General features: G+C 73.3%; 19 protein-coding genes. 6 read left to right on the top strand and 13 right to left on the bottom strand.

Annotation, left to right across the window (positions count from 1 at the left end):
* Positions 1–17: 17 nt before the first annotated feature.
* The 9 genes from SCATT_RS08220 to SCATT_RS08180 form a co-directional block, all read right to left on the bottom strand.
* Positions 18–1,049, bottom strand: a complete 1,032-nt coding sequence (locus SCATT_RS08220; protein ID WP_014142532.1) for a glutamate ABC transporter substrate-binding protein — start codon at positions 1,047–1,049, stop codon at positions 18–20.
* 32 nt (positions 1,050–1,081) lie between these two features.
* The gene (locus SCATT_RS08215) at positions 1,082–2,446 is read right to left on the bottom strand and encodes a hypothetical protein (protein ID WP_014142531.1); all 1,365 of its coding nucleotides are present in this window, start codon (positions 2,444–2,446) and stop codon (positions 1,082–1,084) included.
* A 115-nt stretch (positions 2,447–2,561) separates the two neighbouring features.
* Positions 2,562–3,614 (bottom strand): N-acetylglucosamine kinase, encoded by a 1,053-nt coding sequence (locus SCATT_RS08210; RefSeq protein WP_014627700.1) that lies wholly within the window; start codon positions 3,612–3,614, stop codon positions 2,562–2,564.
* Positions 3,605–4,867 (bottom strand): 6-phospho-beta-glucosidase, encoded by a 1,263-nt coding sequence (locus SCATT_RS08205; protein ID WP_041825046.1) that lies wholly within the window; start codon positions 4,865–4,867, stop codon positions 3,605–3,607. Before SCATT_RS08205 ends, SCATT_RS08210 begins: the two co-directional genes overlap by 10 nt.
* Positions 4,868–4,890: 23 nt before the next feature.
* A complete protein-coding gene (locus SCATT_RS08200) occupies positions 4,891–5,787 on the bottom strand; it encodes a carbohydrate ABC transporter permease (protein ID WP_014142528.1) in 897 nt (298 codons plus the stop codon).
* Positions 5,788–5,792: 5 nt separating this feature from the next.
* Positions 5,793–6,764 carry a carbohydrate ABC transporter permease gene (locus tag SCATT_RS08195; RefSeq protein WP_014142527.1) on the bottom strand — a complete coding sequence of 324 codons (972 nt, stop codon included), beginning with the start codon at positions 6,762–6,764 and terminating at the stop codon, positions 5,793–5,795.
* 2 nt (positions 6,765–6,766) lie between these two features.
* Positions 6,767–8,116 (bottom strand): ABC transporter substrate-binding protein, encoded by a 1,350-nt coding sequence (locus SCATT_RS08190; protein ID WP_014142526.1) that lies wholly within the window; start codon positions 8,114–8,116, stop codon positions 6,767–6,769.
* 124 nt (positions 8,117–8,240) lie between these two features.
* Positions 8,241–9,401, bottom strand: coding sequence for an ROK family transcriptional regulator (locus SCATT_RS08185; protein ID WP_014142525.1), 1,161 nt, complete (start codon positions 9,399–9,401; stop codon positions 8,241–8,243).
* Between the two features lie 193 nt (positions 9,402–9,594).
* The gene (locus SCATT_RS08180; RefSeq protein WP_014142524.1) at positions 9,595–10,707 is read right to left on the bottom strand and encodes a mechanosensitive ion channel family protein; all 1,113 of its coding nucleotides are present in this window, start codon (positions 10,705–10,707) and stop codon (positions 9,595–9,597) included.
* Positions 10,708–10,980: 273 nt separating this feature from the next.
* Here SCATT_RS08180 and SCATT_RS08175 point away from each other — a divergent pair, with 273 nt between their 5' ends.
* The 3 genes from SCATT_RS08175 to SCATT_RS08165 all read left to right on the top strand — a co-directional run bounded on the left by SCATT_RS08175 (position 10,981) and on the right by SCATT_RS08165 (position 13,469).
* Positions 10,981–11,517 (top strand): HNH endonuclease, encoded by a 537-nt coding sequence (locus SCATT_RS08175; protein WP_014142523.1) that lies wholly within the window; start codon positions 10,981–10,983, stop codon positions 11,515–11,517.
* A 165-nt stretch (positions 11,518–11,682) separates the two neighbouring features.
* Positions 11,683–11,910 carry a DUF397 domain-containing protein gene (locus SCATT_RS08170; RefSeq protein ID WP_014627698.1) on the top strand — a complete coding sequence of 76 codons (228 nt, stop codon included), beginning with the start codon at positions 11,683–11,685 and terminating at the stop codon, positions 11,908–11,910.
* Positions 11,911–12,044: 134 nt separating this feature from the next.
* Positions 12,045–13,469 carry an APC family permease gene (locus tag SCATT_RS08165; protein WP_014142521.1) on the top strand — a complete coding sequence of 475 codons (1,425 nt, stop codon included), beginning with the start codon at positions 12,045–12,047 and terminating at the stop codon, positions 13,467–13,469.
* Between the two features lie 7 nt (positions 13,470–13,476).
* Here the strand turns inward: SCATT_RS08165 and SCATT_RS08160 are convergent, their stop codons facing one another.
* Both SCATT_RS08160 and SCATT_RS08155 read right to left on the bottom strand, forming a co-directional pair.
* The gene (locus SCATT_RS08160) at positions 13,477–13,854 is read right to left on the bottom strand and encodes a GNAT family N-acetyltransferase (RefSeq protein WP_322972938.1); all 378 of its coding nucleotides are present in this window, start codon (positions 13,852–13,854) and stop codon (positions 13,477–13,479) included.
* 781 nt (positions 13,855–14,635) lie between these two features.
* The gene (locus SCATT_RS08155; protein ID WP_014142519.1) at positions 14,636–16,057 is read right to left on the bottom strand and encodes a DUF2079 domain-containing protein; all 1,422 of its coding nucleotides are present in this window, start codon (positions 16,055–16,057) and stop codon (positions 14,636–14,638) included.
* 246 nt (positions 16,058–16,303) lie between these two features.
* Between SCATT_RS08155 and SCATT_RS08150 the strand changes: the two genes are divergently transcribed.
* The 3 genes from SCATT_RS08150 to SCATT_RS08140 are packed head-to-tail and all read left to right on the top strand — an operon-like array spanning position 16,304 to position 18,960.
* Complete coding sequence (locus SCATT_RS08150; RefSeq protein ID WP_014142518.1) at positions 16,304–16,564, top strand: hypothetical protein; 261 nt, start codon at positions 16,304–16,306, stop codon at positions 16,562–16,564.
* Positions 16,564–18,678 carry a 4-alpha-glucanotransferase gene (malQ, locus tag SCATT_RS08145; RefSeq protein WP_014142517.1) on the top strand — a complete coding sequence of 705 codons (2,115 nt, stop codon included), beginning with the start codon at positions 16,564–16,566 and terminating at the stop codon, positions 18,676–18,678. The genes SCATT_RS08150 and malQ overlap by 1 nt, the downstream gene beginning before the upstream one ends.
* A gap of 54 nt (positions 18,679–18,732) precedes the next feature.
* The gene (locus SCATT_RS08140; RefSeq protein ID WP_014142516.1) at positions 18,733–18,960 is read left to right on the top strand and encodes a hypothetical protein; all 228 of its coding nucleotides are present in this window, start codon (positions 18,733–18,735) and stop codon (positions 18,958–18,960) included.
* 61 nt (positions 18,961–19,021) lie between these two features.
* On the opposite strand, the gene pepN is transcribed toward SCATT_RS08140, so the two are convergent.
* Together pepN and SCATT_RS08130 are read right to left on the bottom strand one after the other, a co-directional pair.
* The gene (gene pepN / locus SCATT_RS08135; RefSeq protein ID WP_014142515.1) at positions 19,022–21,601 is read right to left on the bottom strand and encodes an aminopeptidase N; all 2,580 of its coding nucleotides are present in this window, start codon (positions 21,599–21,601) and stop codon (positions 19,022–19,024) included.
* 83 nt (positions 21,602–21,684) lie between these two features.
* Positions 21,685–22,650 (bottom strand): hypothetical protein, encoded by a 966-nt coding sequence (locus SCATT_RS08130; RefSeq protein ID WP_014142514.1) that lies wholly within the window; start codon positions 22,648–22,650, stop codon positions 21,685–21,687.
* Between the last annotated feature and the right edge of the window lie 66 nt (positions 22,651–22,716).

Below are 22,716 nucleotides of genomic sequence, written 5' to 3'. Positions count from 1 at the left end.
CGGCCGGGGGCCCGTCGTCAATCCCGGTACCGCGGCGCCGGCGGTCCGGTGACGCCGGGCAGGTCGCGGGCGAGCCACTTGGTGTAGGCGCGCATCCACGGGCCCGACGCCCCGCCGCCGCGGTAGTCGTCCAGCACTTTGTCGACCCGGCGGACCAGGTCGGTGTCGGCCGGATTCATCGCCACCGCGTACGGCTCCCGGGTGAGCGGGGCGCCGATCAGGTGGACCGCGGGGTCCTGCGCGGCCTGGCCCGCGGCGAGGGCGTTGTCGGTCAGCACCGCGTCCACCTGGCCGAGTTGGAGCCGCACCAGGCAGTCGAGCTGGTTGGGGACGAGCACCACCCGCGCACCGTGCGCCCCCTCGTCGAGCAGCGCCTGACCGGTGGAACCGGAGGCCGTGCACACGTTCTTGCCCTTCAGGCTGGTGTCGAAACCGGTCACCTCGCTGCCGGCCCTGGGCACCAGCAGCTGCTGTCCGGCCACGAAGTAGGCGGTCGAGAAGGCGACCTGGCGGATCCGGTCGCAGTTGACGGTCATGGTGCGTACCACCATGTCCACCTGGCGGGACCTTATCGCGGGGATGCGCTCGTCGGTCGGGACGGTCTTGTAGACGATCCGCGGGTCGGGGCCGAGCAGGTCACGGGCGATCGCCCGCACCAGGTCGATGTCGAAGCCGGTGATCCGTCCGGTGGCCGGATCGCGGTACCCCCACAGGTAGCTGCTCTGGTCCACGCCGACGACCAGGTAGCCGCGGGCCTGGATGCGCCGTACGGCGGGGCCGGCCGCGGCGGACGGGCGCAGGCTCGCCTCCGGGCCCCGGCACGACCTGGTGGCCACCGCCTGGCGGGCGTGGGCGACCCCGGTGCCGGAGGTGCCCGCGCGGTGGCCGGCGTCCCGCCCCGGGCACAGCAGCACCGACACGGTGACGGCCAGCGCCAGCGCGCACGCCGCCGCCATCGACCCGACTCCGCCCCAGCCGCGCAGCCGGCCCGTACGGCGTCCCGGCGCCACGGGGCGGCCGGTCGTCGTGGTGGCGTCCGGACCGTCCATCGGCGTGCTCCCCTCGTCCGTTCCCCGGGCCGTCACCGGTACTCCGCCAGCCGTCGCCCGACGCCGGTGACCGTGCCCGCCGCGCCCAGCACCGTCAGCAGGACCGCGCCCGCCGGGAGGGCGTCCAGCGCGCCGCGGGCGTCCCCGGCGGCCTGCCGGAACCGGTCGTTGCCGCGGTCGACGGCCAGTCGGAGGTCACGGTCGACCTGGTCGAACCAGGTGCCGGTGGTCTCCGGGACGAGGTGCCCGGTGGCGTCCTTGCCGCCGATCACCAGCGCCAGCGCGGTGTCGTAGTCGCCGTCGACGTCGGCGGCGTGCGCCTGGGCGTGCCGGGTCCGCCAGCGGGCGGCGGCCTCGGCGGCGGCGCGTACCGGCGCCCGGTCCTCCGCCCCGTCGGCGGCGGCCAGGGCGCGGGCGAGCAGGCCGTCACCGGTGCCGCCCAGCGTGGTGATGCCGGCCCGGTAGGCGTCCTCGTAGCCGGTGCCGGTGCCCCGGGCGACCAGCGCCAGGTTCTCGTCGCCGCGGGCGGTCAGCGAGGCGATCCGGGCCTGGCCGAGGATGCGTGCCGTTCGGGCGCCGTGCCGCCAGGCGTCGGCCAGCCCGTCGCGGGCCACGGTGTGCCCGGCGGCCAGCCACAGCAGCGTGACGGCGGCGGCCGTGGTGGCGGCCAGCAGACCGGGGTTGAACACCCGGTTGGTCCGCAGGTACGTGCGCCGCTGGAACCAGCCCAGGGCGGCGAGCGAGACGGCGCCCAGCGTCCACGCGGCCCACGGCAGCGCCCGCGCCGCCGCGTAGTCCTGGCCGAGCCGGGCGTTCTCGGCCTCGTACAGCTTGCGGGCGGCGGGCAGCAGGGTGCCGGTCATCAGGGCGTCCGCGTACCGCAGATAGGCCCCGCCGAGCGGCAGCCCCTGACGGTTGTCGGCACGGGCGGTCTCCACCAGGCCGGTGTAGCCGGGCAGTTGGGTGGCGAGCAGCTCCACCTGGGCACGGGCGTCGGGCGAACCGCCGCTGCTCTCGGCCGCGTTGGCGATCAGACGGCCGGCGGTACGGATGTCTTCCTGGTAACGACGGCGCACCACCGCCGGTTCCTGCCCGGTGACCAGGAATCCGGCCGCCGCCGTGGTGTTGGCGTCGGCCAGCGAACGGTAGATCTCCGCGGCGGCGGCGCTCAGCGGCTGGCTGCACCTGGCCACGTCGTCGGCCGCCGCGGCGCGTCCGGTCACCTGCCAGGCGGTCACCGAACCGAACGCGATCAGCAGCGCCGTCAGCACCAGCCCGGCCAGCCGCAGCCGGCCCGGCTCGGTGGCCGCCGCGCCGCGCAGCCGCCGCACCCCCTCGACGACCGCCGGAGGCCGCGCCGCCACGCCCTCCGCGCCCCCAGCCGACGTGACCGCCACCCCGCCCCCTCCGCGCCCGCCCTGACCACCACACGTCCCGGCCAGCAGTATGGCCACCCGGGCGCCCGACCACCTAGCGCCCCGGCGACCGGGGTGCGCGGCGGCGGTCCCGCGGTCAGGACGCCGGTGCCCTCGACGGGCCCCCTTCCGTCCGGGCCGGGGCGTCCGCCGCGTAGTGGGCCCGTACGCGGGCGTGGGCGGCGGGCGGGGCGGCCAGCTGGTCCAGGCCGAGCAGGGCGGCGCCCAGGACGGGCGGGGCGGTGACGACACGGGTGACGGCCTTGGGGGCGGTGACCGACAGACGGCGGTGGAGGGCGTCCATCAGCTGGGGGTGGCGGGCGGCGAGCACACCGCCGCCGAGGACGACCACCGCCTCCTCGTCGAGCAGCCCGAGCCGGTCCAGCGTCACCTCGGCCATCACCGCGACCTCGGCCGCCTGGCGCTCCACGATCCGGGTGGCCACCGCGTCCCCGGCGGCGGCCACCCGGAAGAGCACCGGGGCCAGTTCGTGCTTGCGGTCCGCGGGCACCGGGCCCAGGTGCAGCGCCTCGATCAGCTCGGCCATCGAACCGAGGCCGAAGTGCGCCGGGAGCGCGGTCGCCAGGGCGCTGGGCTCACCCCGGCCGTCCTCGGCCCGGGCCGCGTGCCACAGCGCCTCCTCGGCGAGGAAGCCGCCGCCGCCCCAGTCGCCGGAGATCCGCCCTATCGCCGGGAAACGCGCGGTGCGCCCGTCCGGCAGCAGCCCGGCGCAGTTGATCCCGGCGCCGCAGACCACCGCCACCCCGCGCGGCTCGTCCACCCCGGCGCGCAGGATCGCGAAGGTGTCGTTGGCCACGTGCGTGCGCTCCCCCCAGCCGTGGGCGTGCAGCGCGGCCTGGAGCCGTTCCTCCTCCACGGGGAAATCCGCGTTGGCCAGGCAGGCGGAGACGTACGAGGCCAGCGGGGCGGCGCCGGGGGCCGCGCCGGCCTGCCGGGCGGCCTCGGCGACCAGCGGCACCAGCCCCGCCACGGCCTCCTCGGTGCCGACGACGGGCGGCTGGAAGCCCCCGCCGCGGGCCGTCCCCAGGACGGTCCCGTCGGCGGCGACCACCGCCACGTCGGTCTTGCTGTTGCCCGCGTCGATGGCGAGCACGCCACCGGGCACGGACGCCGCAGAGGTCAGGCCCACGCCAGGTGCTCCCGGTTGTGCGCGACCAGCCGGTCGGTGAGCTGCTCGGCGTGTTCGTACTGGCCCACCAGCGGATGCGCCAGCAGCGCCGCGAACACCCGGTCCCGGCCGCCGCGCAGCGCCGCCTCCAACGCCAGGTGCTCGTACCCGGTGACCGCCGCCACCAGCCCGGCGTACAGCGGCTCCAGCGGGGCCACCGGCAGCGGGGCCACCCCGGAGGCGGTCACCCTGGCCGGCACCTCGATCACCGCGTCGTCGGGCAGGAAGGGCAGCGTGCCGTCGTTGCGGGCGTTGACCACCTGCACTTCACCGGTGTCGCCGAGCAGCGCGGAGACGAGCGCCACGGCCGCCTCGGAGTAGAAGGCGCCGCCGCGCCCGGCGAGCTGCTCGGGCTTCTCGTCCAGCGCCGGATCGGCGTACAGCCGCAGCAACTCGGCCTCCAGGGCGGCCACTTCGGCGGCCCGCGACGGCTTGGTGCGCAGCTCCCGCACCACCTCGTCGTGGGCGTAGTAGTAGCGCAGGTAGTACGAGGGGACCGTGCCGAGCCGGTCGAGCAGGTCACGCGGGAGGCGGACGTCCTCGGCGACGGCCGCGCCGTGCTCGGCCAGCAGAGCGGGGAGCAGGTCGGTGCCTTCGGGGTCGTCCAGCCGTACCGCCCGCTCCCAGGTGAGGTGGTTGAGGCCGACGTGTTCCAGGTGGAGGCGGCCCGGGTCGACGTCGAGCAGCGCGGCGAACTTGCGCTGGAAGCCGATGGCCACGTTGCACAGCCCGACCGCCCGGTGGCCGGCCTGGAGCAGGGCGCGGGTGACGATGCCGACCGGGTTGGTGAAGTCCACGATCCACGCCCGCGGCGCCACCCGGCGGACCCGCTCGGCGATGTCGAGCACCACCGGGACGGTGCGCAGCGCCTTGGCCAGGCCGCCCGCGCCGGTGGTCTCCTGGCCGACGCAGCCGCACTCCAGCGGCCACGTCTCGTCCCGCTGCCGGGCCGCCTGGCCGCCGACGCGCAGTTGGAGCAGGACCGCGTCGGCGTCGGCCGCGCCCGCCTCCAGGTCGGAGGTGCAGGTCACGGTGGCCGGGTGGCCCTGCCGGGCGAAGATGCGGCGGGCCAGCGCGCCGATCACCTCCAGGCGTTCGGCCGCCGGGTCGACCAGCACCAGCTCGGCCAGCGGCAGCACCTCCCGCAACCGGGCGAAACCGTCGATCAGTTCGGGGGTGTAGGTCGACGCCCCGCCGACCACCGCCAGCTTCACCGGGCGGCTCAGGGAATTCACCATCAGCCTTTGACTCCTGTCAGCGTCACGCCTTCGACGAACGCCTTCTGGGCGAAGAAGAACACAATGATCACCGGTGCCATGACCAGCATCGTGGCCGCCATGGTCAGGTTCCAGCTCGTCTGGTGGGCCCCCTTGAAGGATTCCAGGCCGTAACTGAGCGTCCAGGCGGCCGGGTTCTCACTGGCGTAGATCTGCGGACCGAAATAGTCGTTCCAGCAGTAGAAGAACTGGAACAGGGCCACCGCCGCCACCGCCGGTTTCGCCATCGGCAGCACGACCCGCAGCAGCGTGCGCAGTTCCCCGCAGCCGTCCACCCGGGCGGCGTCGGTGTATTCGTCCGGAATGGTGACCAGGAACTGCCGCAGCAGGAAGATGGTGAACGCGTCGCCGAACGCCATCGGGATGATCAGCGGCCACAGCGTCCCGGACAGGTGGAGCTGATTCGCCCAGAACAGGTACATCGGCACCACGACCACCTGCGGCGGCAGCATCATGGTGGCCACCACCAGCATCAGCGACAGATGCCGGCCGCGGAACCGGAATTTCGCCAGCGCGTACGCCACCGGAATGCTGGAGACCACGGTGAGCAGCGTGCCGCACACCGCGTACACCAGGCTGTTGCGCCACCAGGTGAGGAACCCCGGGGTGGAAAAGACGCTGACGTAGTTGTGCCAGACGAACGGGTGCGGCCACAGGCTGCGGGTGAGCGCCTGGTTGTCGCTCATCAACGAGGTCAGCAGCACGAAGACGAACGGCAGCACGAAGAAGAGCGCCGCCGCCACGCCGAGCGCGTGCACCGCTGTCCAGTGCAGCACCGCTTTCCGGCGCACCGCCGGCGGGGTCTTCGCGGCGGGCGCCGCACAGGTGGACGAGGGGGAGGTGAGGACGTCGGTCATGTGGATCACTCCCCGGCCTGGAACAGGCCGCCCCGGCGGCGCATCAGCAGCGCGGTGAACGCCATGGCGATGGCGAAGAGCACCAGCGCGATGACGCAGGCGGAACCGGTGTCGAACCGCTGGAAGCCGAGGTTGTAGACGAGTTGCGGCAAGGTCAGGGTGGAATGGTCCGGATAACCCGGCTCGAACGCCTGGCCGGAATTGCCGATGATGCCGCTGGCCACCTTTCCGGCGACGATCGGCTGCGTGTAGTACTGCATCGTCTGGATGACCCCGGTGACCACCGCGAACAGCACGATGGGGGAGATCACCGGCAAGGTCACGTACCGGAAGCGCTGCCAGGGCCCGGCGCCGTCCAGCTCGGCCGCCTCGTACTGCTCCTTGGGCACGTCGAGCAGGGCGGCCATGAAGATCACCATCAGGTCGCCGATGCCCCACAGGGCGAGCATGGTCAGCGCCGGCTTGGACCACGACGGATCGTTGAACCAGCCCGGCTGCGGCAGCCCGAGGTCGCCCAGCAGGTGGTTCACCGGGCCGGTGCCGGGGTTGAGCAGGAAGGCGAAGGCCATGGTGGCGGCCACCGGCGGGGCCAGGTAGGGCAGGTAGAAGGCGGTGCGGAAGAAACCGGCGCCGGTCTTGATCTTCGTGATCAGCAGCCCGACGCCGAGCCCGAAGACCACCCGGGCGCTGACCATCACCGCCACCAGCCACAGCGTGTTGCGCAGCGCCGGCCAGAACAGCGGGTAGTGGGCGAAGACGTAACGCCAGTTGGCGGCGCCGGTGAAGACCGGCGGGCGGAAGCCGTCGTACTTCATGAAGGAGAAGTAGACGGTGGACAGCAGCGGGTAGGCGAAGAAGACGGCGAAGCCGATCAGCCAGGGCGCCAGGAAGGCCAGCGTCACCAGCGCCTGGCGGCGGCGCCTGGCCTTCAGCGCGGGGGCGGGGCGGCCGGGGCCGGCCGCGAGGGCGGCGGCCACGGCTACTTCGCCTGGGCGGTGTCGCGGTCGATCTGGGCGTCCAGCCTGGCCAGCCCGCCGGCCAGGTCGGTGGTGCGGCCGGACTCGTAGGAGTAGGCGAAGTCCTCCATGGAGGTGATGTACTGGCCGCCGTTGGGGGACGCCGGGGTGGTGCTGCTGCGCGGGTTGCGGGCGATGTCCAGGAACGTGCGGAAGCCGGGGTCGGCCACCAGCTTGGGGGAGTCCAGGGCGGCCAGCGTGGAGGGCACGTTGTGGATGCCGTTGGCGAAGTTCACCACCGCGTCGGTGTCGGTGGTCAGGTACTTCACGAACTCCCAGGCGGCGTTCTGCTTGGCGCTGTGCGCCGCGACGCCGATGATCGTGCCGGTGATGTAGCCCTTGCCGTAGGTGCTCGCCTGGTCGTCCGGCACCGGCAGCGGCGCCACCCCGATCGGGAACTTCACCCCGGCCGCCTCGGCCATGCCCAGCCGCCACTCGCCGTCCAGCGACATGGCCACCTGGCCGGTGTGGAACGGGTTCTTGGAGCCGTACTCGTCGCCGAAGGTGTTGCGGTACTTCTCCAGCTTGGCGTAGCCGCCGAGCGAGTCCACCAGGTCCTTCTGGAAGGTGAACATCTTGCCGAAGGAGGGGTCCTTGGCCAGCTGCGCCTTGCCCTGGGCGTCGAAGTAGACCGGGTTCCACTGGGCGACGTAGTGCGAGGGACGGGTCTCGTAGCCGTGGAAGTCGGGCATGAAGCCGAGCTGGGAGTACTTATCGCCGGACGTCTTGGTGAGCTTGACCGCGTCGGCCTTGAACTGCGACCACGTCTTCGGCGGTTCCTGGATCCCGGCGGCCTTGAAGGCGTCCTTGTTGTAGTAGAGCCCGTAGGCGTCGCCGAGCAGCGGCAGGGTGCAGCGGACGCCCTGGTAGGCGGTGTAGTCCAGCATCGGCTTGGGGAAGGTGCGCCGCGGGTCGATGCCGGACTTCTTCAGGAACGGGGTGAGGTCGGTGAGCGCCCCGGAGTGGCAGAAGCCGCCGACGTTGTCGGTGCTGAACGAGGAGATCACGTCCGGGGCGTCCGGACCCGAGGTGCGCAGCGCCTGGTTGACCTTGTCGTCGTTGACGTTGGCGACCGCGTGCACATGGATGGCGGGGTGGGCCTTCTCGAACCCGGCGATGGCGGCGTTCACCGCCTTGACCTCGGACGGGGCGCTCCAGCCGTGCCAGAAGTTGATGGTCACCGGCTTGTTCGGGTCGTCGTCGGCCCGGGTGCCGCCCTGGCCGGTGCAGGCCCCGGCCAGCAGGGCGATGGACGCGGCGGCCGTCACGGCGGCACACGCTCGGGTGAGTCGGGCTCTCGTCGGGCGGAGCATGCTGGATCTCCTCGGGGTGCACATGGGGTGGGTGAAAGCAGGGCATTCCGGGCGGAAAAGGGTGTGCGGGGGTGCGGCCCGGTACGCGGCCGGGGCCGGAGGGGGTACGGAACGGGCGGCCGGGTCAGGGGGCCAGGGTGTCGAACAGCTCGTCGCGGGCGGCGGTCAGCGCGCGCTGCACGGCGCCGGCCAGCACCGGTGACCCCTCCACCGTGCCGAGCAGCAACGGCGGCCGGGGGATGGCCAGTTGGTACAGCTCCTCGGCGATGCGCGCGCGCAGCTCCTCGCCGCCGGCGGTGATCACGCCGCCGGAGAGGACCACCCGCTGCGGGTCGAGCACCCCGACGATCGCGGCGAGCCCGGTGGCGAAGCGCACCGCCAGCTCCTTCAGGACCGCCGCCGCGTCCGGGTCGTGCGGGCTCCCGGCCACCGCCTTGGCGACCGCCTCGCGCGGGGTGCGCGCGGTCAGCCCGCCCTGCCGGGCCAGCTTCAGCACCGCCTCGCCGCCCGCCAGCTCCTGGAAGCCGCCGGTGTTGGCCCGGCTGACGTTGTGCAGCACCGGCGCCCCGGGCAGCGGGATGTAGCCCACCTCGCCCGCGCCGCCGGTGGCCCCGCGGTGCAGCCGGCCGCCCAGCACGATCGCGGCGCCGATGCCTTCGTCGGCCCAGAAGAGCACGAAGTCCTCGCACCCCGCCGCGGCGCCGGCGCTCTGCTCGGCCACCGCCGCCAGGTTGACGTCGTTCTCCACCGCCAGCGGCACCCCGAGCGCGGAGCCCAACTCCTCCAGCAGGGACGGCGAGTGCCAGCCGGGCAGATGGGCCGCGTACCGCAGCACGCCGGTGACCGGGTCGAGCGCGCCCGGGATGCCGATCACCACCCGGTTGAGCCGGGAGCGGTCGATCCCGGCCCGCTCGGCCGCGGTCTCGATCACCGAGGTGACCTGGGCGACGGTACGGGCCGGGGTGCGCGCGGCGGAGCGTCCCCGGGTGACCAGGACGTGCTCGCCGCGCACCGCGCCGCCGATGTCGGCGACGGCCGCGGTGATCCGGTCGGGGGCCACGTCGAGCGCGGCCACGTAACCGGCGTCCGGGTTGACCCGGTACAGCTGCGCGCTGGGCCCCGGGCGCCCCGCGGTGGTGCCGGTGGCCACCACCAGGCCGGCCGCCTCCAGCCGGGCCAGCAGCTGCGAGGCGGTCGGCTTGGACAACCCGGTCAGCTCACCGATCCGGGTCCGGGAGAGCGGCCCGTGCGCCAGCAGCAGATCGAGCGCGGCCCGGTCGTTCATGGCCCGCAGCACACGGGGCGTACCAGGTGTTCCGGCCACCGCCCGCTCCCTCCCGGGGCGACCGAGACCCGCCCTCTATTAGGAAAGTTTCCTATCGGTGACTGGAAAGTTAGGGCCGGGCCATTTCCCCGTCAAGAGGCCGGACGGCAACGGCCCCCGGCGGTTCACCGGGGGCCGTTGGCGCGGGGCAGGGTCAGTCGTCCTTGCCCAGCCGCGCGCCATGGGTGTGGGAGGCCCCGCCGGACGGCTGCTCGGCGGCCTCCTGCGCTATCGGTGCCGTCGCCTTGGCCTGCGGCGACTCCGGGTCGGCCAGGGCGGACGGGGCCGCCCCGTCCGCCGCCGCGACGCCGTCGGCCACGGTGGCGCTCGGCGTGCCGCCCACGATGGCGATGCCCTCCGCGTCGAACGCCTTCTTGATCCGCCAGCGCAGCTCCCGCGCCACCCCGGCCGCCTTGCCGGGCATCGTCTTGGCCTGCGCCTGGATCACCACCGAGTCGGCGCTGACCGACTCCAGGCCCAGCACCTCCACCGGCTCCCACAGCGCCTCGTCCCACGGCTCGTCGCCGGCCATCTCCTCGGCCGCCCGGGAGATCAGCTCCCGCGCCCGGTCCAGGTCCTGCCCGTAGCCGACCTGGACGTCGATCACGGCGGTGGCCCACCCCTGGCTGAGGTTGCCGACCCGCTTGACCTCGCCGTTGCGCACGTACCAGATCTCGCCGTTGTCGCCGCGCAGCTTGGTCACCCGCAGCCCGACCTCGATCACGGTGCCGGTGGCCACCCCCACGTCGATCACGTCCCCGACCCCGTACTGGTCCTCCAGGATCATGAAGACGCCGGAGAGGAAGTCGGTGACCAGGTTGCGCGCGCCGAAACCGACCGCGACGCCCGCCACCCCGGCGCTGGCCAGCAGCGGAGCCAGATTGATCTTGAGCACCGAGAGCACGGTGAGCGCCGCGGTGCCCATGATGACGAACGAGGCGACGCTGCGCAGCACCGAGCCGATCGCCTCGCTGCGCTGCCGGCGGCGCTCGGCGTTGACCAGCAGCCCGCCCAGCGCGCCGGCCGGCCGCCCGGTGACGTTGCGGTTCATCCGGGCGATGAGCTTGGTGATCATGCGGCGCACGGTGGCGCGCAGCACCATCGCGACGACCACGATGAGCACGATGCGCAGCGCCGCCTCCACCCAGTTCATCCAGTTGTTCTCCACCCAGCTCGCGGCGTTGTTCGCGGTCTCCTGGGCGTGGCCGAGCGGATCGGGGCCGGCGGCGGGACCGGCGGCGGCGGTGGTGAACCAGGACCAGAGCACAGCAGAAAAACCTTCCGGGAGCCTTCCGTGTCGCTTCACACGGGCCCGTCGGTGACGGGGGTGACGGCAGACGGGCCGAATCCTCACCACCCTAATGGGGCAACCGGGTCACCCCATCGCCCGTCCGGAATGCACGGATGTAAAGAGTGCGCACCGTAAATGACCTCCCGCTTGTTACCCGGTCATGGTGGCGCCGGAAGCGTCCTTGCGGTGACACTTGTGGGAGATCGTCCCGGCGCGAGCCACGCGCCGCCGGCGTATAAGGAGGCATCCGTGCCGCATGTCCTGGTCCTCAACGCGTCGTACGAGCCCCTCGGCGTCGTACCGCTCCGCCGCGCGCTCGTTCTCGTCCTCAACAACAAGGCCATCTGCCTCGAGGAATCCGGCGCCCTGATGCACAGCGCGACCCGAGCCCTTCCGGCACCCAGTGTCGTGAAGCTCACAAAATTCGTCCGGGTCCCCTTTCGGGGCCCGGTTCCGCTCACCCGTCGGGCCCTCTTCGCCAGGGACGGCGGAAAATGCGCGTACTGCGGATGCGCCGCAACCAGCGTCGATCACGTCATTCCGCGCAGCCGGGGCGGAAAGCACACCTGGGACAACGTGGTGGCGGCCTGCCGCCGGTGCAACCACGTCAAGGCCGACCGGCACATCACCGAACTGGGCTGGCGGCTGCGCCACCAGCCCGCCCCGCCCACCGGCCTGGCCTGGCGCATCATCGGCACCGGCCATAGGGACCCGCGCTGGCTGCCATACCTGCAGCCATACGGCGCGGACGACGCCCTGGCCCGGATCGACGGCATATCGGCCTGAAGTCCGGGCCTTCGTCTTGCCGTGTGCAACCCGGCCCGCCCACGGCGCCCGCCGCGCCGTGGGCGGGCGTCGTCGTGCCCGCCACCGGTGCCCGCGGCGACTGCCGGACGGCGCCGGACACCGATAACGTGGTCGCATCGAGGGACGTCGAGCGGACGGGGAGGAATGGTGCCCGAGATCACCTGGCGCAGGCCGAGCACGGCCGAGGCCGACACCGGGCGTGAGGTCATCGAAGTGGGCTTCGGCGACGACGGCCTGGTCTACCTGCGGGAGGCCACCCGCCCCGAGACCGTCGCGGTCACCACCCACGCCAAGTGGGAGGCGTTCGTCAAGGGCGTCAAGGCCGGCGAGTTCGACCACTTCGTCGCCGGCGTCGCGGACGAGCAGCGCTGAACCGCGGGGCCGGCGCTCACACTCTGCCATTCCCGTTACCGCGAAGTTGACAGACTGTGCGTTGTGCCCGGCAGGGGAGCACCTGAATATGGGGGGACCATTCCCCGTCGCCCCCCCCCAGGAGGACCACCCCTGTGCTGACCGCCCCCGTCTCCGTGGACCCTCCCGCCCGTACCTTCCGGTCCAAGGTCCGGCTCATGCCGCTGGTGGCGCTGATCTTCTTCAGCGTCTCCGGCGGGGCGTACGGGCTGGAGCCGCTGTTCAGCGCCTCGGGACCGGGCGCCGCCATGCTGCTGCTCTTCCTCACCCCGCTGATCTACAGCGTGCCGGTGGCGCTGTTCACCTCCGAACTCAGCTCGGCGATACCGGTCGAGGGCGGCTACTACCAGTGGGTCAAGCGGGCCTTCGGCGCCTTCGGGGGCTTCCAGGTCGGCATGTTGTCCTGGCTGACCAGCCTGGTCGACATGGCGCTCTACCCGGTGATGTTCGCCGACTACCTGGCCAACCTGCTGCCCTCGGCCGCCGACGGCAAGACCGAGCTGTTCACCGTCCCCGGCTTCGGCCCGATCGGCTCCTTCGTGGTGGACGTGCACTGGGTGGTCGGCGTCGTCTGCGTCGTGGTGCCGCTGACCCTGCTCAACATCCGCGGGGTCAAGAGCGTCGGGGACAGCTCGCTGGTCTTCACCGTGCTCGCCATCGCCCCCTTCGTCCTCCTCGCCGCCTGGGGCATCCCGCAGCTCTTCACCCACCACGTCAACCCGGTGGCCCCCTTCACCCCGCCCCACACCTCGCCGCTGTCGGCGCTGGGGGCCGGGCTGCTGGTGGTGATGTGGAACTACAACGGGTTCGACTCCATCTCCACCGTCACCGAGGAGATCGACAACCCGCGCAAGAACCTCCCCAAGGCGCTCTTCCTGGCGATCGCGCTGATCATCGCCGCCTACGTGATCCCCGCGCTCGGCGCCATGGCCGACGGCGGCTGGAGCAAATGGGGCGACGGTGACTTCGCCGCCATCGCCGGCCACCTCGGCGGCGCCTGGCTGATGTGGGCGGTCTCCATCGGCGGCATGTTCTCCGCGTGGGGGCTGTACTCCTCGCTGCTGATGTCCAACTCGCGGATCCCGTTCGTGATGGCCGAGGACGGCTGGATACCGCGCCGCTTCGTCCGCACCAGCCCCAAGTACGGCACCCCGGTGGTGGCCATCGTGGTCTGCTCGGTCTTCTACGCCCTCTTCTGCAACGACTCCTTCAGCAACCTGCTCAACTTCGACGTGATCCTCACCAACATCACGCTGCTGATGGAACTGGCCGCGCTCATCGCGCTACGCGTCAAGGAACCCGACCTGCCCCGCCCCTACCGCATCCCCGGCGGGGCGCTGGGGCTGACCGTGATGTCCGTTCCACTGGTCGCCGTGATCGGCTGGGCCGCCTGGAACGTGGTGCGCCAAGGCGGCGCGACGCTGACGCACACCGTCTACGCCATCGTGTTCAGCGTCGTCGTCTACTTCCCCCTGCGGTGGTACCGGGCCCGCGGCGCGCGGGCCCGGGTGTCTGCCTGACGGTACGTCAACTCGCCGTCGACGGCGCCGGAGCCGGGGCCGGAGCCGGGGCCCAGCGCATGGTGAGGCTGGGCAGCCGCTCCATGTTGCCGCTGCCGTCGTCGGTGGCGACCACGGTGAAACCGTGACGCTCGTAGAACGCGCGGGCCTCGGTGTTGGCCTCGAACACGTGCAGCGACAGCCCTGCCGGGCAGGACCGGCGGGCCCGCTCCAGCAACCGCGTCCCGATGCCGCGACGGCGGACGTGCGGCAGCAGATACAGATGCTCCAACCACCCGTCCGCACCCGCCGCGTACCCCACCACCTCCTCTTCCTCCCCCTCGCCGGGCATCACCGCCACCCACACCTCGCACCCGGCGAGCACCACCTCCTCCACCCACCGCACCACCTGCTCATGACTCCGACTCTGCGGCGGCAAATACGGCATCGTCCCGGCCCGCGACTCCCGGTGCACCCGAGCGATCCCCCCGGCGTCACCCTCCCCGCCCGGCCGCACCCGCACGTCTCCCTCACCACGTTCCCCTGCCACCCCGCTGACGCTAACCACCCCCGCGAGCCGCCGCGATCGCTTTTGCCACCGCTGCCCAACGGGTCCGCTACGCGCTTGCGGTCAGCCATTACTCCGTGGCCCGGTTCGCCCGTTTCAGGGTGCCGGGGTGGCCTCCGGCGGCCCCTGTCCGGTGGGGGGTGGGGGTGGGTTTTTGGTTTGGTTCGGCACGGGGTGGCTTCGCCTATTGCCGGTGCGGGGTCGGGGGCGCGCCGGGGGTGACTCCTCGCTCCCCGTATCCGCCATGGTTGCGCTCCGGCTATTGGGTCGCTGCGGGGACACCCCCGGCACACCCCCTTGTGCCGTCGTGCGGGTGCCTCACTTCGCGGGTGGGGGGTGAGATAGGAGGTTGGGGTCACCCCGGTCTTTTTCTCACCCCCTCCGTGCCGCAGCGCGGAACGCAACAGAACGGGGGCGTGCAGGGGTGTCCCCGCAGCGACCCAGCAGCCGGAGCGCAGCCTTGGCGGATACGCGGAGCGAGGAGTCACCCCGGAGGGCCCCCGGAAACCCAGGAAGACAGTGCGCATCCCGCACTGTACGAGTACAGCCACGGGTGGGCGGGCGGGAAGCATCCGTGACGTCAGCCACGACGAAGCAGAAACGGGCGCACCCCAGGGGGTCAACGGTTCGCCGGGGAGTTCAGGCGGAGGACGGCGTAGCCGTCGACGTTGGAGAGGAGGGCGTAGGTCGCCCCGGGGTGGAGGGACCGCGCGTACCCCACGGGGTCCGTGACCGGTGTCGACCAGCCGTTGAGGAGGTCGAGGGCGATGTAGCGCGGGGTGAGGCCCTTGGTGTCGCCGACCCAGAAGACGTCGCAGCGTGAGGTGAGGTGGGACATCAGGCCGATGTTGGTCTCGACGGTGGCGTTGTCGGGGATCTCGGCGAGGGCGTGCCGGGCCGCGGGGGCGCGCGGGCCGGGGTCGTACGTCGCGGTGTGCAGCAGGTCCTGGAGCGGGAGCCGGCCGGCGAGGGTGAAGGTGAGGGCGATGCCGAGCACGGCGGGGACGACGTTGTGCGCCCAGCCGCGCAGCCACCGGCGCGGGGAGGACTCGGCGGCCACCACCGCGTCCACCAGCGCCGCGAAGACGATCGGCATCAGCACCGCGCTGTAGTGCCAGTCGGTGCCCCAGTAGACGGTGTCGGTGGCGGTGAACCGCCAGCCGAGGGTGGGCAGCGCCAGCAGGCACAACGGGGAGCGCAGCGCGAGCAGGCCGACGGTGCCGAAGAGGACGAGGAGGGTCTGGGACTTCACGTCCCAGCCGGAGAGGAACGGCTTCAGGAGGGAGCCGGCGGTCCCGCCGCCGCCCACCTTGGACCAGTAGTCGTAGTGGCCGGCGGAGTTCATCGCCGGTATCAGCACGCCGACGGTGACCGCGAAGGCGGCGGTGCCGAAGAGCACCAGCGCGCAGCCGAGCACCCGTTCCCGGCGCAGCACCAGCAGGGCGCCGACGGCCGCCACGGTGAGCCCGAGGTCCTCCTTGACGAGGACCAGCGGCAGGCACCAGCAGGCCGCCGCCCGCCCGCGGCGGTCCAGCAGGCACGTGGTGGTCATCGCCAACAGCGGGACGGCGAAGGCGATTTCGTGGAAGCCGTTGTCGGCGGCGCGTTGCAGCCCCCACGCGGTTCCGTAGGCGATGCCGAGCGCCGTGCCGCGTCCGGTGCCGAGGCGGGTGATCGCCGCCCGGGTGAGCGGCACCGCGGAGACGCCGAGGAGCAGCGCCTGCGCGATCAGCAGGGTGACGGCGCCGGGGAAGAGCCGGTAGACGGGGGCGAGTACGGCGAGCACCGGGCTGAAGTGGTCGCCCAGGATGTCGAACCCGGGTCCCTTGATGTCGACGACCGGCGCCTGGAAGTGGGCGTAGTGGCGTACCGCCTCATCGAATATCCCCAGGTCCCAGGAGGTGTCGGCCATCCGCCGGTAGCGGGCGACGGCGAGTACCGCGTACGGCGCGCCGAAGACCGTACCGAGCGTGACCGGAGCCCATCGCGCGGCCCTCGACCGCTGCTGCTCGGACCGCCCCTCCCGATCGGGGGTTTCCACGGATCACCACACTCCGACGCCAAGGATCTGCTGCCACGGGCACCCTCGACGGCGGTCACCCGGTGGAACCGGGCAAGAATAGCCTTGGCCTGGACCTGAACACCCAGTAACGGGAAAGCCCCTCGATACGGGGTCCGGCACACCGGCGTGGTCACGCCGTGACGACCTGGGAAGGTCGCGGGCGTGGCCCGGCCCGCACGGGGTAGGGCTGACGTGTCCGTTCCGTCCCGACCGCCGGAGGCACCCGTGGCCCACCCCGTCGAGTTGCTGCTGTCCGCCCTCACCGCACGCCATGAGGACGCCGACGAGGCCCCTTCCAAACCCTGGGCGGCCCGGCTGCCCGAGCCGGCCGGGGCCGCCGTGGGGGCGCCGTTGACGAGTGAGCCGCCGCTCGCCGAGGACGTACCGCTGACCAGCGAGCCGCCGCTGGCCGCGGAGCCGGCGCTGACCAGCGAGCCCACCGCGGTGATCCCGGTGGGCGCGGTGCCGGGGCCGATGGAGATCTGATGGGCCGAGCCGACGGGGCCGCCCCCGCACCGCCCCGCACCCGGGCCCCGCTGCCCGACGCACTCGCCCGGCTGGCCGCCCTGCACGGGGTCCAGACCTCGTACCAGCCCGCGCCCGGCCGCACCGTGCACGTCCCCGAGGCCACCGTGGTCGCCGTGCTCGCCGCGCTCGGTGTGGACGCCGCCGGCCCCGGCGCGGTGCGCGACGCGCTCGACCGCCACGAGCGGTTGGCGCGCACCCGGCTGCTGCCGCCGTGCGTGGTGGTACGCGACGGTGCGCCGCTGCGCCTGGAGGTGCCGCCGGGCACCGAGCTGACGGTGGTGCCCGAAGGCGGATCCGGCGCGGCGCGTCCGGCCACCGGCGACGGCGCGCTCCCCCTCGGCCACCACCTGCTGCGCGCCCGCACCCCGGACGGGCGTACCGCCGCCGCCCCGCTGATCGTCGTCCCCGGCCGGCTGCCCGGCCCCGCCGGACGCGCCTACGGGCTGATGGTGCAGCTCTACTCGCTGCTGTCGGCCCGCTCCTGGGGCATGGGCGACCTCGGCGACCTCGCGGAGCTGGCCGGGTGGGCGGGACGGGCGCTCGGCGCCGGTTTCCTCACCGTCAACCCGCTGCACTCCGCCGTCCCCGGCGACCCCACCGACCCCTCCCCGTACCGGCCCTCCTCGCGCCGCTTCCCGGACCCGGTCTACCTGCGGGTGGAGGAGGTCCCCGAGTACGCCTACCTGGAGCCGGCCGCCCGGGCGCGGGTCGACGGGCTGCTCGCCCGCGCCGCCGAACTGCGCGCGGCGGTGCTCGACGAGGGGGCGCTCATCGACCGGGACGCGGTGTGGCGGCTGAAGAGCGCGGCCCTGGAGATCGTCCGCGAGGTGCCGCTCGCCCCCGGCCGCCGCGCCGCCTACTGCGACTTCCTCGCCGAGGCCGGCCAGGCCCTCGACGACCACGCCACCTGGTGCGCGCTGGCCGAACTCCACGGCTCCGACTGGCATACCTGGCCCGCCGCGCTGCGCGACCCGCGCTCCGCGCAGACCGCCCGCGCCCGCGGCGAACGCCTGGACCGGGTGGACTTCCACTGCTGGCTCGCCTGGCTGACCGACACCCAGCTCGCCGCGGCCTCCGCCGCCGCCGCGCGGGCCGGCATGTCCGTGGGCATCGTGCACGACCTGGCGGTCGGGGTGCACCCCTCGGGGGCCGACGCGTGGGCGCTCGGCGACGTCCTCGCCCGGGGGATGTCCGTCGGCGCCCCGCCGGACCTGTTCAACCCCCGCGGCCAGGACTGGAGTCTGCCGCCGTGGCGCCCGGACGCCCTCGCCGCCACCGGCTACGCCCCCTACCGCGATCTGCTGCGCGGGGTGCTGCGGCACGCCGGGGGCCTGCGCGTCGACCACGTCATGGGGCTCTCCCGGCTGTGGTGGGTGCCCGAGGGACGTCCGCCCACCGAGGGAACCTACGTGCGCTACGACGCCGGCGCCATGCTCGGCGTCCTCGCGCTGGAGGCGCACCGGGCCGGCGCCGTGGTGATCGGCGAGGACCTGGGCACCGTGGAGCCGGGGATGCGGGAGAGCCTGGCCGACCACGGAATCCTGGGCACCTCGGTGCTGTGGTTCGAACGCGACCACACCGGCGACGGCCGCCCGCTGCCCCCGGACCGCTGGCGCGCCGACTGCCTGGCCACCGTCACCACCCACGACCTGCCCAGCACCGCGGCCCGGCTCACCGGCGAACACGTGGCCCTGCGCCACCGGCTCGGCCTGCTCACCCGTCCGCTCGCCGACGAGCAGGGCCAGGACACCGCCGAGGTCGCCGAATGGCTGGCGCTGCTCGGCCGGCTCGGCCTGCTGCCGGAGGGCGCCCACGACGAGGAGGGCGCCGTCCGGGCCGTCCACCGCTTCCTGCTGCGCACCCCGGCCCGGCTGATCGGCGTGTGGCTGCCGGACACGGTCGGCGACCGGCGCCCGCAGAACCTGCCCGGCACCCGGGACGAGTACCCCAACTGGCGGCTGCCCGTCGCCGACCACCGGGGCCGCCCGGTCACCCTGGAACGGCTGGCCGGTGACGCCCGGGTGCACGCCCTCGCCGAGCTGCTGCGGCAGGGGGTGGCCGGCGCCGGATGACCCGAGAGCCACCCCGGGCGCGCGGGGCGCCGCACCCTTCGCTACGTTTGGACCGTGGTCAACAAGAATGCCCTGCGCGCCGGCTCGATCGCCGCCGGTACGACGCTCATGATGCTGCTGTCGTCGCCCGCCTTCGCCACCAACGGCATGGACCCGGGGCCGGGTCTGAGCGTCGGCGAGACCCTCGGGCTCTACGTGGGCTGCCCCCTCGTACTCTTCGTGATCATCGCCGGCCTGGTGATGGCCCTGGACCGCTCGCGCAAGAAGAAGCCGCAGGGCTGACCCCGAACTGCCCGGCCCGGCCGCCGGAGGCGTCGCCTCCGGTGGCCGGGCCGTCGTGCGTTCAGCCGCGGGCCGCCGCCGCGCGGTCGGCCGCCTGGGCCCGCAGGGCGCGCTCGACGCCCGCCCGCGCCTCGGTCACCAGCCGGCGCAGCGCCGCGTTGGGCTCGGCCGACGCCAGCCACGCGTCGGTGGCCTCCAGCGTCTCCTGGGCCACCTGCACCGCCGGGTAGAGCCCGATGGCCACCTGCTGGGCCATCTCGTGGCTGCGGCTCTCCCAGACCTGCTTCACCGCGGCGAAGTACTTCTCGGTGTACGGCGCCAGCAGCTCCCGCTGGTCGGTCTGGACGAAGCCGCCGATGACCGCCTCCTGGACGGCGTTGGGCAGCGTGTCGGACTCCACCACCGAGGCCCACGCCTGCGCCTTGGCCTCCGGGGTCGGCCGGGCCGCCCGCGCGGTCGCCGCGTGCCGCTGGCCGGCCGCCGTGGCGTCCCGGGCCAGCTCCGCCTCGATCTCCTTCTCCCCGGCCCGCCCGGTGGCCGCCAGCCGCTCCAGCAGCGCCCAGCGCAGCTCGTCGTCGACGACCAGCCCCGGCACCGTGCGCGAACCGTCCAGCAGCCCGGCCAGCTCGTCCAGCTGCTCGTCGGTACGGGCGGTGGCGGCGAACGCCCGCGCCCAGGCGAGCTGGTGGTCCCCGCCCGGCTCGGCGGCCCGCAGGTGCTCCCAGGCCGCCTCGGTCCACCGGGCCAGCCCGGCCGGCCGCCACTCGGGGTCGGCGTACAGGTCCAGCGCCAGCTTGACCTGCCGGTGCAGCGACTGCACCACGCCGATGTCCGACTCCTTGCCGATGCCGCCCAGCACCAGCTCCAGGTACTCGCGGGTGGCCAGCTCCCCGTCGCGCGTCATGTCCCACGCCGACGCCCAGCTCAGCGCGCGCGGCAGCGACTCGGCGAAGTCACCGATGTGCCGGGTGACCACGGCCAGCGAGTCGGCGTCCAGCCGCACCTTGGCGTACGACAGGTCGTCGTCGTTGAGCAGCACCACCGCCGGGCGGGGGCGCCCCACCAGCTGCGGGACCTCGGTGCGGGCGCCGTCCACGTCCAGCTCTACGCGCTCGGTGCGCACCAGCTTGCCGTCCCGCATGTCGTAGGCGCCGATGGCGATCCGGTGCGGGCGCAGCGTGGGCTCGCCCTTGGCGCCCGCGGGCAGCGCCGGGGCCTCCTGCTCGACGTGGAAGGCGGCGATGGTGCCGTGCGCGTCCAGCTCGATACGGGGCCGCAGCACGTTGATGCCGGCGGTCTCCAGCCACGCCTTGGACCAGGTCTTCAGATCCCGCCCGGAGGTCTCCTCAAGGGCGCCGAGCAGATCGGTCAGCCGGGTGTTGCCCCACGCGTGGCGCTTGAAGTACGCCTGTACGCCGCGGAAGAACTCGTCCTCGCCGACGTAGGCCACCAGCTGCTTGAGGACGCTGGCGCCCTTGGCGTAGGTGATGCCGTCGAAGTTGACCAGGACGTCGTCGAGGTCCCGGATGTCCGCCATGATCGGGTGGGTGGACGGCAGCTGGTCCTGCCGGTACGCCCAGGTCTTCATGGAGTTGGCGAACGTGGTCCACGAGTGCGGCCAGCGGCTGCCCGGCGCCGCCGCCTGGCAGGCGATCGAGGTGTAGGTGGCGAACGACTCGTTGAGCCACAGGTCGTTCCACCACTCCATGGTGACCAGGTCGCCGAACCACATGTGGGCCAGCTCGTGCAGGATCGTCTCGGCCCGCGTCTCGTACGCCGCGTCCGTCACCTTCGACCGGAACACGTACTGGTCCCGGATGGTGACCGCGCCCGCGTTCTCCATCGCCCCGGCGTTGAACTCCGGCACGAAGAGCTGGTCGTACTTGGCGAACGGGTAGGGGAAGTCGAACTTCTCCTGGAACCAGTCGAACCCCTGCCGGGTCACCTCGAAGATGGCCTCGGCGTCGAGGTGTTCGGCCAGCGACGGCCGGCAGTAGATGCCCAGCGGGACGGTACGGTCCTTCCCCTCCCAGCTGCTGTGCACGCTGTGGTACGGCCCGGCGATGAGCGCGGTGATGTACGTGGAGATGCGCGGCGTCGGCTCGAAGGCCCACACGCCGTCCGCGGTGGGCTCCGGGGTGGGCGAGTTGGAGATCACCGTCCAGCCGGCCGGGGCCTTGACGGTGAAGGCGAAGGTGGCCTTCAGGTCGGGCTGTTCGAAGCCGGCGAAGACCCGCCGCGCGTCCGGCACCTCGAACTGGGTGTACAGGTACGTCTGGCCGTCCACCGGGTCGGTGAACCGGTGCAGCCCCTCACCGGTGTTGGTGTAGGCGCAGTCCGCCGTCACCGTCAGCTCGTTGCGCCCCGCGCGCAGCCCGGGCAGCGTGATCCGCGAGTCGGCGAAGACCTCCGCCGGGTCCAGCGCGGTGCCGTTGAGCACCACCTCGGTCACCGTGGGGGCCACCAGGTCGATGAAGGTCTCCGCGCCCTCCTCGGCGCAGTCGAACCGCACCACGGACACCGACCGGAACGTGCCCGAATCCGCCGCGTCGCTGATGTCCAGGTCGATGGTGTAGGAGTCCACGGTGAGCAGCTGGGCCCGCCGCTGCGCCTCCTCGCGGGTGAGGTTCGTTCCCGGCACCTGAGCTCCTTCGCGTCAGCAGTGATCAGCCATTCGTTACGAATGACGCCATCCTGCCACGCGGTGCGCCCCCGTGGGCGGTCTCAGCGGGGGAGGACCACCAGGTAGGCGTGGGGCTCCCGGTCCTCGGCGGCCACCAGCGCGGTACGCACCGCCGCCGCCTGCCACGCGGCGGACCCGCGCAGCCGCCGGACGGGCGCGGTCACCACCGTCACCCCCAGCCGCTCCAGCTCGTCGTGGCGCACCCCGCGCCCGTCCAGCACCACCGCCACCGCCTGCTGCGGCCAGTAGGCGTCCACCACGGCCACGGCGGGGCCGCCGGGCAGCCGCAGCTCCACGTTCCACACCGGGTCCGGCAGCCCGTACCGGCTCACCATCTCGTACAGCAGCCCCTCGGCCGCCGACCGGGCCTCGGCGTGCAACGCGGCCACCGCGGCCGTCACATGGGGCCGCTCCAGCAGCCCGGCGACCGTCAACTCCCTTACCAGGCGGGCCGCTTCGCAGTGCCCGTCGCGCACCGACTCCACCAGCAGCGTACGGACGGTACGGGTGTCGGTGGCCTGCTCGACCGCGTCGGCCAGCGCCCGCGGCACCGGGGCGCACGGCAGCCCGGCGACCGTCACCGGCCGGGGCAGCACCGGCGCCCGCCGCAGCCGTACCGGGCCGGTGTCCCGCAGCCGCCGCCGGCGCGGCACCAGCACGTCGATCCGGCCCAGCCCGGGCGGCTCCGGCACCGAGGCGAAGCCGTGCAGCGCCAGCGCGGCCGGCCCGGTGAGCATCGCCTCCCCGCCGCCCTCCTGGCCGCGCGGGGGCCGCCCGGCGTACAGCAGCGCGGCGCGCAGCCACTCCTCGCCCGAGGCCGGCCCCTCGTGCAGCAGGTACACCTGCGGCAGCAGTTCCCGCCACGGCCCGCCCGGCCGCGTCCGTTCGGCCAGCGCCCGCCCGGTCATCCCGTGCGCCCGCAGCTCACGCGCGCTCATCACGGTGCGTCGGGTGCGCTCCAGGTGGACCAGGTGGCAAGGGCCCGACGGCGTGCTCTCGTGACTCATGCCGAGCCGATTCCCGGGCGGTACCGGGCCGGTAACCCGCTGTTACCCAGCCGTCGACAAACCGGG

Source organism: Streptantibioticus cattleyicolor NRRL 8057 = DSM 46488, from assembly GCF_000240165.1.
In the GTDB taxonomy this organism is placed as follows: Bacteria; Actinomycetota; Actinomycetes; order Streptomycetales; family Streptomycetaceae; genus Streptantibioticus; species Streptantibioticus cattleyicolor.
Note: the sequence above shows the minus strand (reverse complement) of the source record. Positions and strands in the feature narration are given on the sequence as shown.